This is a genomic window from Paenibacillus protaetiae (genome assembly GCF_004135365.1).
Taxonomy (GTDB): Bacteria; Bacillota; Bacilli; order Paenibacillales; family Paenibacillaceae; genus Paenibacillus_AP; species Paenibacillus_AP protaetiae.
This window is the reverse complement of record NZ_CP035492.1, coordinates 2,073,016-2,085,811: the sequence shown is the minus strand read 5'-3', so window position 1 is coordinate 2,085,811 and position 12,796 is coordinate 2,073,016. Positions and strand designations below refer to the sequence as shown.

The window sequence follows — 12,796 nt, the reverse complement described above, 5'->3', positions numbered from 1 at the left end:
CGGAGGATGGTTGCTGCGCGCAAATGGAGAGCGGACCGTTTGGGACAGCTCGGTTCGCCGATTTTTGCCGAGCTGGCGGAATGGAAGCGCGCTGCCGCGTTCGCCGGCAGCGATGTCATCGACTTGGGCATTGGCAGCCCGGACCGGCCGCCAACGCCGGCCGTCAGGCAAGCGTTAAGCGAAGCCGCGCTGCAGGCCGGCGCTTACCGGTATCCCGGTTCGCACGGGACGGAAGCGTTCCGCGTGAAAGCGGCGGAATGGATGGCGTACCGTTTTGGTGTTAGCCTAGATCCGGATGCGGAGCTGGTAACGCTGATGGGTTCTCAAGACGGACTTGCGCATTTGGCGATGGCGTTATGCAATCCGGGCGACACGGCGCTCCTGCCGGACCCGGGGTATCCGATCTATGCCGGTTCGCTGGCGCTTGCGGGCGTGGAGCCGGTGCTGATGCCGCTTCGTGCGGAAAACGGCTATTTGCCGGATTTGGACGGCATATGTGACGATGTATGGGAACGCGCGGCATTTATTGTGCTCAATTACCCGAACAATCCGTTGTCCGCCGTTGCGGACCTGGACTTTTATGAACGGGTACTGCATAAAGCTAAACAGCATCAGGTGCTTATTGTTCATGATTTGGCTTACTCCGAGATGGCGTTCGACGGCTTCGAGCCGCCGAGCCTGCTTGCGATTCCCGGAGCGATAGATTATGCGGTGGAGTTTCACTCCTTGTCCAAAAGCTTCAATATGGCCGGCTGCCGGATCGGCTTTCTGGGGGGCAACCGGGATGCGGTTGGCGCGCTGCGGGAGCTGAAAGGCCATATCGACTACGGCGTCTTTCTGCCGGTTCAAGAAGCGGGCATTGCCGCTTTGGACGAGGCGATGTCCGGCACGCTGCCGAAGGCGGGAGAACTGTATGAACAGCGGCGCAACCGGCTCATCGGTGCATTGCGCCAGGAAGGCTGGAGCATGGCGCTGCCGAATGCGACGATGTTTGCATGGGCGGCGCTGCCAGAGCTAGCGGCGGACGGCGGAGGCGCGTGGACGTCGCGCCGGTTTGCGCAGGAGCTGCTGCAGCAAGCGGGCGTCGCGGTCGTGCCGGGCGAAGCATTTGGCCGGGAAGGCGAAGGGTTTGTGCGGATTGCGCTGGTTGAAGAGGAAGCAAGGCTGCTTGAGGCGGCACAGCGGATCGGCGCTTTTATACGCAGCAGAAGGTAAACAATAGATTCATTGAACAGCGGGGAGAAACGCAAGTTTGCCGTTATAGGGGAGAGAATGCAATGAAAGACAATCGATTACTGCTGGTGGACGGAATGGCGATTCTGTTCCGCGCTTATTACGCTACCGCATACGGCGGCAGCATCCGCCGGACGAGCAGCGGACTGCCGGTTAACGCGGTACACGGCTTTGTCCGATATTTTATGGATGCGGTCAATACGTTTAAGCCCACGCATGTCATTTGCTGCTGGGATATGGGGAGCAAGACGTTCCGCACGGAGCAATACACGTTATACAAATCCAACCGGCCGGACGCGCCTGATGATTTGATACCGCAGTTTGATCTGGTGAAGGAAGTAGTCGAAAGCTTTAATGTGCCTAACGTCGGTTATGCAGGTTATGAAGCGGACGATTGCATCGGCACTTTGGCGGCAGCTCATAAGCCCAATGCGGAAGTGTTTATTGTGACCGGCGATCATGATATGCTGCAGCTCGTGGACGACCAAGTGTCCGTCGCCATTATGAAAAAAGGCATTGGCAATTATATGGTCTATACGCCGGCCAGCCTGCTGGAGGAACGCCAGCTTACGCCGCCGCAAATTATAGACGTCAAAGGGCTGATGGGCGACACAAGCGACAATTATCCAGGCGTTAAGGGCATCGGTGAAAAAACAGCCCATAAGCTTATTCAGGAGCATGGTTCGATCGAAGGTTTGCTGGACAATCTGGACAAGCTGTCCAAAAGCGTCCGCGCCAAAATCGAAGCCGACCTGGATATGCTTCACCTCTCCCGCGACTTGGCCCGTATCCGCTGCGATGCGCCGGTCGAAATGGAGCTGGCCGGCTGCCCGTGGTCGTACAATATGGGCAATGTGCTGAGCAAATTCGAAGAGCTCGAGTTTGGAAGCCTGGCGAAGCTGATCGGTTAGAGAGGCGGGGCAAGGATGAAGCCTGTGGAACTGCTTGTTGTAGAGACCGAGCATCCGGATTTGCACGCGCTGATCGAGAAGTTGGACGCGGATCTGCTTGCGCGTTATGGCGATGCAGATGAAATATTTGGCGTTGATTTTAACGATCCGGACGTGAAGCAAATGGTGTTTGTTGTGGCGTATGCGGAGGGGCGGGCGGTTGGCTGCGGCGGTATTCGCCCGTACCGGAAGCAAGGCTATGCGGAATTAAAGCGGCTATACGTGGACCCGGCATGCCGCAACCGCGGCGTCGCTTCGCGTATATTGGCGTTTCTGGAAGGCGAGGCGCTCCGGCTTGGCTTTACGGTTATGCGCCTCGAAACAGGAGCGCCGCAGCCGGAATCCATTCAGCTGTATGCCAAATACGGCTATAAGCCGATTCCGCGGTTCGGCCCGTATGCGGACAGCGAATCCAGCTTATGCTTTGAGAAGCCTATTTCATTCACTTGAAAAAAAAGAGGCCTGCTTACACGCTTTAAAAAGCGGCAGCGGGTCTCTTTTTTATTGGGCTGAGGGTCTGGTTAGGGCTCGTCCAGCACTTCGGGAATGCCGTTTGTATACTCATCGTCGCCGGGATAATGCCGGCTTCGGTTTTGATCGTTGTGTTGGCGTTTATTCTCATAGCCGTAAGCGCTGACCCGATGCTGACCAGCCTGCCATGGCGTGCTTTTTCCTAATGAGCTGCTGGTCATAGCCGAGCCGTATGAGCCCTCCGGAAACTCTTCGGGGATGAGGTCATGGCGCTGGGATTCAACATCAGAAAAATCGGAATAACCGGGCTTTTTGTCATCATCAAAACGGTTCATCGCTTGTTAAATTCCTCCTTGGGGTATGTTTGATGCGGATTTACCCAAGTAGTATTTCCAATTAATCGGTAAAATTCACCGTTCCGACAACCAAATATAAAAATCCTGCCAGCTCGCCGGCTTCCTCCTCTGTCAGTTTGAAGGTATGTTCCAGATAACCTTCCTGTTCTAAATCGTCAGGACCGATAATGGCCGTTTTGCCGGACTGCAGGTCAGTGACCAGCTTTTTGCCGTAAAACCGTTCCGTTGATGTAATCGCCAGATCAAAACGTTTAAGCCCCGGCGTAATAAAAGTGGTAAACCGGGTAGAGGTTTCCTCGGTACTATCGGACATAAAATCGTATTCAGGCAGCATCATAAATTCCTCCTAAGTTTTATTGGAGCTACGCTCCGATAAAACCACATCGGAAGCATAAGCTTAGTTTTAGTGGAGCCATGCTTGAAGCTCCCCTATTATATCGAATTAACGGCTTGTACAAAAGTGCGGCTCATGGTAGAATTAGGTAAAATATTCCGGACGTAGAGGAAGCACCTCTCTTGCATAGCAGGAGAGGTGCTTCCTTTTTTTTGTGTCCGGCATTTCGATTGAATAAGGAGGAGCGACAGTACATGCAAATTGTTTTTCTGAATACGTTTGAGAAAAAAACAGCTGCAGGGGGAGTTGCATCAGCCCAGTTGTCCATCTGTGCGAAAGAGGGAGTATGGGCAGTCCTATGGATGGGGGAAGGCGCTGAAGGAAATCCGGATACGTGGTTTGAAGGACCATCCTGGGAAGAAATGCTGGCCGCGTTCCGTTACGGCGTTGCCGGCCGGATGAGAGAAGGCTATGTCCCGGTAATCGATGGGATGCTCGAAGCCAAACCGGCAGGAGCCAGCTTCGCAGGGATGCTGCAATGCTATGGCGAGCTGCACGCCGATAAAGAGCTGTTCGAGCAGCTGCGCGACTGGCGGAGGGCCAAATCGGCCGCCTTGAAGAAATCGGCGTATTTGATCGCCTCAAACCGGATGTTGTGGATGATCAGCGCATATGTTCCGCAGACGAAAGAGGAGCTGCTGCAAATACCGGGCTGGGGAGACAGCAAGCATTCCGAATATGGCGATGAAGTGCTGGCGATAACAGGAGAAGCAAGAAGAGAGACGGATTTTCCGCTGGACTGGGTATCGGACAGGCTGGATCAGCAGCTGTATATGCAGTGGATGTACAAGCAGAAGGAAATGAAGTACAAGCAGGAGCTTGAACGCCAGCATGAGAAAAAAAAGATGCTGCAGCTGGCGCAGCAGGGGGGCAGACTGGATGCATTCCAGACCGAGCTGGAGCTGACGAGGCGGCAAATTGTCGACCGGCTTGAACAGCTGGATGCGGAAGGGTATGATTTTGCCGGACTGATCGAAGAGGAGCTTGCCGACATGCCAGAGGTGGAGCAGCAGCTCATATGGGATGCTTTCGAAAAACTGGGCGACCGTTACTTGAAGCCGGTCCTTCACGAAGTATACGGGGAAAGGCTGGAGCAGGAAAAATCGGTTGATCTGCTTTACGAGAAGCTTAGGCTGCTTCGGATGAAGTTCCGCAAAAACAGCAGCAGCGTTGCCGTATAACGGTAATGGGAGGAGCGTTTGCAGCCCGAAATGGCGGCAGGCGCTCTTTTTGTCGAATGTTGTTATGCATAACGAGCAGATTAAATAAGCCGCAAGGACTGGTTGACAATTTTATGTTCCGAAAATTATACAGGATCTGCTTGAAATTTACACAAAAATATCGGATTTATAATCTAAAAAGAATAGGACTAAAGATTCAAACCGGATGAAAATGATATACTTGTCCTAATCATTCTAGTATAATGAATACCAAATATAGGGCGAGGCGAATTTTGTCGAAAAGGAGCGTTTCCTACTTTATGAAGGCAGAATATATTAATCCGTTTCTAGAGTCCGCAAAAATTGTCATCGAGCAGCTCGTACAGGTACGGCCGCTGACCGGGCAGTTGTCATTAAAGGATGTCAAGTTCGTAGAGAACTATATCTGGATTCAAATTGGAATGAACGGACAAATGAACGGGGATATCGTATTCGGACTTAGCGAGGAGGTAGCGCTCAAGATGGTGTCAGCCATGATGGGCGGGTTCGCCATTTCGGAGATCGATGAGATGAGCAAAAGCGCCATATCGGAACTTGGCAATATGATTAGCGGCAATGCCAGCACCATTTTGTTCAACCAGGGAATTCGCGTCGATATAACGCCGCCTAAGGTCATCCATTCCGCCCAGTCCGCCGGCTTTGAAGCGAAGCAGGCGCTGACCGTGCCGCTTATTATCGACGGCATCGGTAATTTGGATATTCAGGTCATCATCGCATAAGGCTTAAGGCGAAGCTCCTCCGGGGGCTTCTTTTTTTTAGCCCGCCGAACGCATCGTAAGGCAGTGATTTGCACTTTGCTTCTTCCGTCCCGATCAAGTAAACTTAAGCGAGGTGATGAGCTGTTGGTAAAAAATAAAATTGTTCTAATCTCCGGCGCATCAAGCGGAATCGGCGCCTTGACGGCCCAGCGCCTGGCTGCCCGCGGCGCGGTACCGGTGCTGACCGGCCGCAGCAAACAAAAGCTGGAGCAGGCTGCTGCTGCAATTACGGGGGAAAAAGCTGTATATACGATGGATGTAACCGATATGGCACAGGTCGAGCAGACGGTTCAGGCGGTTGCAGCCCGGTACGGGCGTATCGATATTTTGCTGAACAATGCCGGATTTGGATATTTTGAATCTTTTATGGAAGCTTCGACCCAAAGCTTTGAAGATATGATGAATACAAACTATATGGGCATGGTCCGGCTGACCAAGCTGGTGCTCCCTTATATGCTGGAGCAGAAGGGCGGCCAGATCGTGAATGTGGCATCTATGGCGGGAAAGCTGGCGACGCCCAAATCGACCGCCTATTCGGCCTCTAAGCATGCGGTGCTTGGTTTTACGAATGCGCTGCGGATGGAGCTGAAAGGAAGCGGCGTGAAAGTGGCATCCGTTAATCCCGGCCCGATTGACACGCCTTTTTTTGAACAAGCCGACCCGGAAGGGACGTATGTTAAAAATATTAGCTGGTTCATCATGAAGCCCGAGGTTGTCGCAGACGCGATTGTCCGCGTTATGGAGCGCCACCGGGACGAGGTTAACCTGCCCAAAGCAGCCGCGGCGGGCATGAAGCTGTACCAGCTGATGCCCCGGACGGCGGACAGGCTGCTTGGCGGACTGTTTAACCGGAAATAGATGATTTTTTGGAAGGAATGGAAACGTAAAAATGACATCATCAGTATGGAAACAGCTAGGCGTAGCGGATTCGCTGCTTGCGAAGCTGAAGGAGAACGGGATCGAAGAGCCGACGCAGGTTCAGGCTGAAGCAATCCCGTTATTATTGGAAGGTAAAAGCTTGTCGGCGCGGTCCCAGACCGGTACAGGCAAAACGCTTGCCTATTTGCTGCCGCTGCTGCAAAAAATAAATGCCGCTTCTGCCGCCGTGCAGGCGGTTGTGCTGTCGCCAACGCAAGAGCTGGCGATGCAAATCGTACGTGTGGCCGAAGCGTACGGCGAGCCGCTGGGCGTGCGGTCGCAAGGCCTAATTGGCGGGGCTGCCCTGAAACGGCAGGTGGAACGGCTGAAAAAACATCCGCAGCTAGTGGTCGGCACGCCGGGACGCATCCATGAGCTGATTCAGATGCGGAAGCTGAAGCTTTCGCAGGCCAGCGTCGTAATTATTGATGAAGCGGACCAGGTGTTTTCGCTTGGTTCGGTCAAAGAGGTTGAACAAATTTTGTGGGCGACCGCTCCAAACCGCCAGCTTGCGTTTTTCAGCGCAACGTACCCGCCGCAGATGGTGGGGATCGAAGGCAGATGGATGAAAGATGCAGTACGGATTCATATTGAACCGCAGCATCTTGTTTCCCCAACAATCGAGCATTATTATTTGATCAGCGACCGCAGGGACAAAACAGACATCGTCCGCAGGCTCGTCCGGATGCTGGAGCCGAAGTCGGCGCTGTTGTTCTTGAACGATACGAATAATATATCCAACTGGGAATCCAAGCTCAGCTATGAAGGCTTTACGGTTGAGACGTTATACGGCGATGCGGATAAGCAGCGGCGTGCGGCTACGCTGGCGCGGTTCCGCGACGGCAGATGCCAGCTTCTGCTCGCAACCGACGTTGCGGCACGCGGCATCGACATTGACAATTTGCCGCTCGTTATTCAAATTGATCCGGCGGCGGACGCCGACCATTACGTGCATCGCGCTGGCCGGACAGGCCGGATGGGCAAACCGGGGACGGTCGTTTCGATCGTGACGTTCCAGGAACGGTTTATTATGGACAAATTCAGCAAAGCGTTAAAGATTGAACTGCCGGAAAAAACGATGTACAAAGGTAAACTGACGAGCCCGGAAGCGGCGCGCAGCGGGGGATCGCCGGCGAAAGGCGGTGTCCATAGCGCGAATGCGCCGCGGACACAGGCGGAACGTGACAGCCGGCGCGGCGGTAACTACGCCGGCGGCGAAAACCGCGAAGGGCGGAGCGGCGGTGCAAATGCCGCCGGCCAAAGGCGGGAACCAGCCGCCGCCAGCCGTGAAGGCAGGTTTGAAACTGCTGATGCACGGGACAGCCGCGTCGGACGCGTGCGTAAAGAGGCCGATTGGAAGGCAGCCGGAACAGCTCCGCGGGAGAGAAGCGCAGCCGGCGAAGCGCATCGCCGCCAGCGGCCGGCCGAAACCGGCGAGACGGCGGCGATTGCGGGCGTACGCTCCCAGCCGAAACCGGGAGCAGCTTCCCAATCACGAAGCCAGGCGCAGCCGGCTAAAGCGAAAGCAGAGCGCCATAAAAACCGTAAGGACAAAGGCGCGCCAAAATGGCTGAAGGCGAAGCGGGAAAGCGGCGATTCAAAACTATAACGGAATGTGCACCGCCGGCTTGCAAGAGCGCCGGCGGCAAGAAGCGGCGGAACAGGCAGCAGCTGGCCTGCTCCGCCGCTTTTTTTTGCTTCAGCCGTCGTCTTTACTCTTCTTATTGTTTTGAAATTGGCGGCTAGTTTCGGTATGCTAGAATAGTGCGGATTATTATGGAAATTGTAGGTGAATGCGATGGAACCGATATTGCAGGTAACGGGTTTGCAAGGAGGATACAGCCCTAAACGCCCTGTGCTGCACGATATAACGTTTGAAGTGAATGCGGGTGAAATGATCGGGCTGATCGGTCTGAACGGCGCAGGTAAAAGCACAACCATTAAGCATGTGCTGGGCTTGATGAAGCCGCAGCAAGGCGAAGTGAAAGTGTCGGGCGTCCAGCTGGAGCAGGATGCCGAACGATACCGCTCGGCATTTGCTTATGTGCCGGAATCGCCGGTGCTGTTTGATGAGCTGACGGTGGAGGAGCATTTGCACCTGACCGGACAGGCATATAACGTTGCCGGCGAAGTTTACAAGGCAAGGAAAGAACGACTGCTTCAGGAGTTCCAAATGGCGCCGAAACGCAAAGCGTTTGCTTCCCATCTATCCAAAGGGATGAAGCAAAAAGTGATGATTATGAACGCCCTTTTGGCTGAACCGCCGCTTTATATTATTGACGAGCCGTTTCTTGGCCTGGATCCGCTGGGCATCCGCTCGCTGCTGGAGCGGCTTGTCGAAGTGAAGGAGCGGGGGTCGGCTATCCTGATGAGTTCGCATATATTGGCGACTGTAGAGGCGTATTGCGACAGGTATATCGTATTGCATCAAGGCCGCATCGTTGCGCAAGGCACGCTGGAACATATCCGGCAAGCCGCGGGCATGGACGATCAGAGGGGGACGCTGGAGGATGCGTTCTATCAGCTTGTCATGGGGGATCACCGATGAAGGGCGGCGATTCGCTGGAGCAGTTATGGTCCAAACGGGCAACTGCCTTCCGGGAAGAAATTTCACCTTATATCCGGTATGTTGGACAAAGCGGCTTTTTATTGTTTTTATCCTTAATTGTCATTAGCTCAGCCATCAGCTATTTCAAGCTGATCCGCGATGTGCCGGACAGCTTTCCGGTCACTGCCGCCGGCACAGCGGCGCTTACGCTTGTGCTTGCCTGGAGTCCGCTGCGGACATGGCTGGCCGGTGCGGACGTTGTATTCCTGCTGCCGCGCGAAGGGCATATGAAACTTTATTTGGCCCGTTCGTTCCGTCGTTCGATATGGATGACGGGGTTGCTTGCCGCCGCTGTTCTGCTGATTTATATGCCGATTTACCGGCAAGGGCCGGGGAAAGCGGCAATCTGGGAAGTCATTGCGCTGGCAGCCGTTTTGCGTGCGGCGAATACATTCGGAGCCTGGCGCGAAAGGCAGCTAACATGGCCGGGCATGCGGCATGCGCTCCGTTTAGGCCGCTGGGCTGCTGCCGCCGTTGTCATTGCTGTGCTTCTGAGTTGCCCGGCTTGGCAATCCGTCTTGTTTACACTGCTGGTGCTGGCGTTGTTTGCGCTGCTGTACAAGCTGCCGGAACGCCACCAAATGCCGTGGGAAAGGCTGATTGCCGAAGAATCGGCAACACGAAGCCGGTATTATCGTTTCTTCAGCTTGTTTGCCGATGTGCCGACGATGCCGTCCAAAGCTTATTCCCGGCCTTATTTGGCATGGATCATCCGGACGATCCGATACCGGCATGACAATACTTTTGTTTACTTGTACGCGCTGTCGGCCATCCGTACGGAGACGACCGGAATATTGATGCGGATGCTGGTGCTGTTTGGGCTTGTTGTCTATTGGCTGGCGGACGCCGCATGGCTGGACGGCTGGGGGCAATGGCGTTTTATGTCCTGTTTGTGCTGCTAATCGGCTTGCAGCTTGGTTCTATTCGCAGCGTCCACCGCCATTCCGTCTGGCGGCATGTGTATCCGCTGCCCGACTCGAAGCGGCAAATCAGCCTTATTCGGGTTGACCGGGCTGTTTTTTTCATCTGTGCATGTTTGCTCTGGCTGCCGGCTGGCATTCCTTTGCTAGTACACGGGCTTGCCGTTCCGGCGGCAGCTGCGTTTATTGCGGCAGCTGCTTATATCGGGCTGCTCCGGCCGGGCAATGTCCAACGGAAGCTGAAGCGTGAAGCCGAAGAAGACGAATAAGCGTTTTGAATAAGCGCCGGAGACGGTTCGCTGCCCGCCGCTCATTGCAAAGGCTGCTTTTGCAGTGAGCAGTGAGCAGTGAGCAGTGAGCAGTGAGCAGTGAGCAGTGAGCAGTGAGCAGTGAGCAGTGAGCGGCGGGCAAACAAACAAGCCGCCCTGTCCAGCTGGACAAGGCGGCTTGTTTAATCTTATTTCGACAGCGTTTGAACCGCTTTATAAATGCTGTCGTACAATTCTTCCAGATGTTCTTCTTCAATGCAGGAGAACGCGACACGGAGGTCCGTTTCGCCAAGCGCGATTGTACCGATGCCGTATTCATCCAGCAGATGGTTGCGGACCTGTTCAGCCGTTACGCCGGACAGTTTGAGGCACATGAAGTAACCGGAGTTAAACGGATAATACGGAAGCGAATCACCGTATTTGCCGCTGTCGAGCAGCTGCTTCACGCGATTGGCACGGCGTTTCATAATGTCGAACTTCTCTGCTTTCTGAGCTTCGAATTCCGGCGATTTCAGCGCTTCGAGCACAAACGTCTGGGACGGATGCGGACCGCTCGAAATGGTGGCGCGGATAATGCCCATTGTTTTTTGCTCCAGCACGTTTAATACTTTATCCGAGTCCGATGCGTAAGTGAGGAAGCCTACGCGGAAGCCCCATACATATTCTTCTTTTGTAGCGCCGTCCACTTTAACGGCAAGGACGCGAGGATGGATGTCGGAAAGCTTGCCGAACAGCGACTCGTGCAGCGAATCTTCGAAAAACAATCCGAAATAAGCATCATCGGTAACGGCCACCACATTGATGCCGGCTTCCGCTGCTTCACGGATTGCCGCGACAATCTGGTTGCCTTCCTGCGGTCCTGGCGTATATCCGGTCGGGTTGTTCGGGAAATTCAGGACAACGATCGCTTTGCCTTTTTCTTTTTGCGCAAGCAGCGCCTGGCGCAGCCCTTCGCTGTTAAACTGCATTTGTTCATTATAGAGAGGGTATTCTACGATTTGTGCGCCGCGGCGGATGCCGAACGTAAGCTCATAGTTTTCCCAGTTTTTATTTGGAATGACAACCGCGTCTCCGGCATCTGCGAATAAATCGGCAACGATGCTGAGGCCGTGTGTCAAGGCGTTCGTGACAATAGGGTTCCCGAAGCTTTTGCCTTCAAGCTCAGGGTTTTCTTTAATCATTTTTGCGCGCCAAACCGTGCGCAACTCCGGCTTGCCTGCCGGCGGGGCATACTCGTACAAGTCTTTAGGGTTGTAGGCGTTCAGGTTGTCCTGGATGACTTTCAGGTGCATCGGCTGTCCGCCTTCGGTTGCGATACCGATTGTGGCATTAAACTTTTTTGCTTTTGTTTTTGCTTCAGCCGATTGGCTCAAGATGCCTTCTTTAGGAAAATAGATTTGTTTGCCTAGTCCGGAAAGCATTTCGTGCACATGCGGATTTTCTTGTTTAAGTGTCTCGTTCAACTGCTGGGCAAGTGGGTTCATGGACATGTTCCATCCTTCCAAAAAAGTCATGACTGCTTACAATGGGGACCGAAAACGATATTTACGATTCCGATTCGGCTTATCGGGTGCTATTATAACATTTTTTATAAGCCATACACCATGCCGATTAAAATTTTCCGAGAATTGTACAATGCTTCATTGCTTGGCGATTCATGCTATTGTATGATTGCCACACAGGAATGTCCATGCCGAAGCGAGCGGCGCGGCATGGACCGCAAACAATTTGTTCAGAAAGGTTGGTTCGCCATGCTTCATTTACAGCCGGATGACTATGTACTGCTGCCCTTTTCGGCAAAAATCGTATGTGAACCAATGTGGAAATGGGCGAAGCGGGACAAGCCGCTTGTTAACTATGATTTGTTTTATGTATGGAGCGGGGAAGGCGAGGTTGAGTTAAACGGGCAAACTTATGCGATTGGCAAAGGGAGCTGCTTCCTGTTCCGTCCGGGAGATCACCCTACTGCCACCCATAATCCGCAGCGGCCTCTTGTGCTGACTTATATCCATTTTGATACGAAACAGGAAGCGGCAGATATTCCGAACCGGTACCGGATTTTGCAGGATACGATTGATTTTGAATCTATGCTGGCCCGCTACGTCCGATTGTTTCTGGTGCCGACTTTCGCCGCCGATGAAGAAGCGCAGCTTGTACTGAAGCAGCTGATGATTCATTTGCTGCGGGAGGACCGGCAGACGCCGGTGGAGAAAAAAGGCAGTAATCAGCTGTCGGAGGCTATACACGAAATCGCCAATTATATTAAGCAAAATCCCGGCAAGGCGCATCGGGTTGAAGATTTGGCAGCGCGGGCGCAGCTGTCGCCGCGGTATTTTTCCATGAAGTTTAAAGAGATCATCGGCATGTCGGTTCAATCTTATATGATCCGGACCAGAATTGACAGAGCGCAGCATTTGCTCACGTATGGCGGGATGAATGTGACGGAAGTCGCCGATGCGCTGGGCTACCGGGATATCTTTTTTTTCAGCCGCCAGTTCAAGCAATACACGGGAAAAAGCCCTTCGGAAACACGTTAATGGAAATGGCTCGCTCGGAGCAAAAAATATGGTTCCGATCACCGCTTCTCCATAACATTCCTTGCTCTGTTTGGCTCATGCAGTTGGTTGCCTCATGGAAACAAAAGAAATAGAGGTGCAGGATCAGCTTCCTGCACCTCTATTTCTTTTTGCCGCATCCTG

14 protein-coding genes are annotated in these 12,796 nt (G+C 53.6%); 11 read left to right on the top strand and 3 right to left on the bottom strand.

Annotated features, from left to right (window positions below):
* The first annotated feature begins 6 nt into the window (after positions 1-6).
* The 3 genes from ET464_RS09605 to ET464_RS09595 all read left to right on the top strand — a co-directional run bounded on the left by ET464_RS09605 (position 7) and on the right by ET464_RS09595 (position 2,633).
* Positions 7-1,215, top strand: coding sequence for an aminotransferase class I/II-fold pyridoxal phosphate-dependent enzyme (locus ET464_RS09605; protein ID WP_129440382.1), 1,209 nt, complete (start codon positions 7-9; stop codon positions 1,213-1,215).
* 62 nt (positions 1,216-1,277) lie between these two features.
* Complete coding sequence (locus ET464_RS09600; RefSeq protein ID WP_129440380.1) at positions 1,278-2,144, top strand: 5'-3' exonuclease; 867 nt, start codon at positions 1,278-1,280, stop codon at positions 2,142-2,144.
* Between the two features lie 15 nt (positions 2,145-2,159).
* Positions 2,160-2,633 carry a GNAT family N-acetyltransferase gene (locus tag ET464_RS09595; protein WP_129440378.1) on the top strand — a complete coding sequence of 158 codons (474 nt, stop codon included), beginning with the start codon at positions 2,160-2,162 and terminating at the stop codon, positions 2,631-2,633.
* A gap of 71 nt (positions 2,634-2,704) precedes the next feature.
* Here ET464_RS09595 and ET464_RS09590 read toward each other — a convergent pair whose 3' ends face one another.
* On the bottom strand, positions 2,705-2,989 hold the full coding sequence (locus tag ET464_RS09590; protein WP_129440375.1) for a hypothetical protein: 285 nt from the start codon (positions 2,987-2,989) through the stop codon (positions 2,705-2,707).
* Positions 2,990-3,050: 61 nt separating this feature from the next.
* Entirely contained in the window at positions 3,051-3,347 is a 297-nt protein-coding gene (locus ET464_RS09585; protein ID WP_208543913.1) for a DUF3055 domain-containing protein, read from the bottom strand.
* A gap of 251 nt (positions 3,348-3,598) precedes the next feature.
* Between ET464_RS09585 and ET464_RS09580 the strand changes: the two genes are divergently transcribed.
* The 7 genes from ET464_RS09580 (at position 3,599) to ET464_RS09550 (ending at position 10,097) form a co-directional block, all read left to right on the top strand.
* The gene (locus ET464_RS09580; RefSeq protein ID WP_129440373.1) at positions 3,599-4,585 is read left to right on the top strand and encodes an HRDC domain-containing protein; all 987 of its coding nucleotides are present in this window, start codon (positions 3,599-3,601) and stop codon (positions 4,583-4,585) included.
* A gap of 299 nt (positions 4,586-4,884) precedes the next feature.
* Positions 4,885-5,343: a chemotaxis protein CheX gene (locus tag ET464_RS09575; RefSeq protein WP_129440371.1), complete on the top strand. Its 459-nt coding sequence runs from the start codon at positions 4,885-4,887 to the stop codon at positions 5,341-5,343.
* Positions 5,344-5,463: 120 nt separating this feature from the next.
* On the top strand, positions 5,464-6,240 hold the full coding sequence (locus ET464_RS09570) for an SDR family NAD(P)-dependent oxidoreductase (RefSeq protein ID WP_129444242.1): 777 nt from the start codon (positions 5,464-5,466) through the stop codon (positions 6,238-6,240).
* A 31-nt stretch (positions 6,241-6,271) separates the two neighbouring features.
* Positions 6,272-7,909 carry a DEAD/DEAH box helicase gene (locus tag ET464_RS09565; protein ID WP_129440369.1) on the top strand — a complete coding sequence of 546 codons (1,638 nt, stop codon included), beginning with the start codon at positions 6,272-6,274 and terminating at the stop codon, positions 7,907-7,909.
* Between the two features lie 189 nt (positions 7,910-8,098).
* Positions 8,099-8,848 (top strand): ABC transporter ATP-binding protein, encoded by a 750-nt coding sequence (locus ET464_RS09560; RefSeq protein WP_129440367.1) that lies wholly within the window; start codon positions 8,099-8,101, stop codon positions 8,846-8,848.
* Positions 8,845-9,810 (top strand): ABC transporter permease, encoded by a 966-nt coding sequence (locus ET464_RS09555; RefSeq protein ID WP_129440365.1) that lies wholly within the window; start codon positions 8,845-8,847, stop codon positions 9,808-9,810. The genes ET464_RS09560 and ET464_RS09555 overlap by 4 nt, the downstream gene beginning before the upstream one ends.
* Positions 9,759-10,097, top strand: coding sequence for an ABC transporter permease (locus ET464_RS09550; protein ID WP_129440363.1), 339 nt, complete (start codon positions 9,759-9,761; stop codon positions 10,095-10,097). Before ET464_RS09555 ends, ET464_RS09550 begins: the two co-directional genes overlap by 52 nt.
* Before the next feature lie 188 nt (positions 10,098-10,285).
* On the opposite strand, the gene ET464_RS09545 is transcribed toward ET464_RS09550, so the two are convergent.
* Positions 10,286-11,581, bottom strand: a complete 1,296-nt coding sequence (locus ET464_RS09545; RefSeq protein ID WP_129444240.1) for an aminotransferase class I/II-fold pyridoxal phosphate-dependent enzyme — start codon at positions 11,579-11,581, stop codon at positions 10,286-10,288.
* A gap of 267 nt (positions 11,582-11,848) precedes the next feature.
* Between ET464_RS09545 and ET464_RS09540 the strand changes: the two genes are divergently transcribed.
* The gene (locus tag ET464_RS09540; protein ID WP_129444238.1) at positions 11,849-12,634 is read left to right on the top strand and encodes a helix-turn-helix domain-containing protein; all 786 of its coding nucleotides are present in this window, start codon (positions 11,849-11,851) and stop codon (positions 12,632-12,634) included.
* The last annotated feature ends 162 nt before the right edge of the window (positions 12,635-12,796 follow it).

Excerpts from the sequence above, each read along its gene's own strand:
- ET464_RS09605 (WP_129440382.1), top strand. The coding sequence starts at position 7 with ATGGTTGCTGCGCGCAAATGGAGAGCGGACCGTTTGGGACAGCTCGGT.
- ET464_RS09600 (WP_129440380.1), top strand. The coding sequence starts at position 1,278 with ATGAAAGACAATCGATTACTGCTGGTGGACGGAATGGCGATTCTGTTC.
- ET464_RS09595 (WP_129440378.1), top strand. The coding sequence starts at position 2,160 with ATGAAGCCTGTGGAACTGCTTGTTGTAGAGACCGAGCATCCGGATTTG.
- ET464_RS09590 (WP_129440375.1), bottom strand. The coding sequence starts at position 2,989 with ATGAACCGTTTTGATGATGACAAAAAGCCCGGTTATTCCGATTTTTCT.
- ET464_RS09585 (WP_208543913.1), bottom strand. The coding sequence starts at position 3,347 with ATGATGCTGCCTGAATACGATTTTATGTCCGATAGTACCGAGGAAACC.
- ET464_RS09580 (WP_129440373.1), top strand. The coding sequence starts at position 3,599 with ATGCAAATTGTTTTTCTGAATACGTTTGAGAAAAAAACAGCTGCAGGG.
- ET464_RS09575 (WP_129440371.1), top strand. The coding sequence starts at position 4,885 with ATGAAGGCAGAATATATTAATCCGTTTCTAGAGTCCGCAAAAATTGTC.
- ET464_RS09565 (WP_129440369.1), top strand. The coding sequence starts at position 6,272 with ATGACATCATCAGTATGGAAACAGCTAGGCGTAGCGGATTCGCTGCTT.
- ET464_RS09560 (WP_129440367.1), top strand. The coding sequence starts at position 8,099 with ATGGAACCGATATTGCAGGTAACGGGTTTGCAAGGAGGATACAGCCCT.
- ET464_RS09555 (WP_129440365.1), top strand. The coding sequence starts at position 8,845 with ATGAAGGGCGGCGATTCGCTGGAGCAGTTATGGTCCAAACGGGCAACT.
- ET464_RS09550 (WP_129440363.1), top strand. The coding sequence starts at position 9,759 with ATGGCTGGACGGCTGGGGGCAATGGCGTTTTATGTCCTGTTTGTGCTG.
- ET464_RS09545 (WP_129444240.1), bottom strand. The coding sequence starts at position 11,581 with ATGAACCCACTTGCCCAGCAGTTGAACGAGACACTTAAACAAGAAAAT.
- ET464_RS09540 (WP_129444238.1), top strand. The coding sequence starts at position 11,849 with ATGCTTCATTTACAGCCGGATGACTATGTACTGCTGCCCTTTTCGGCA.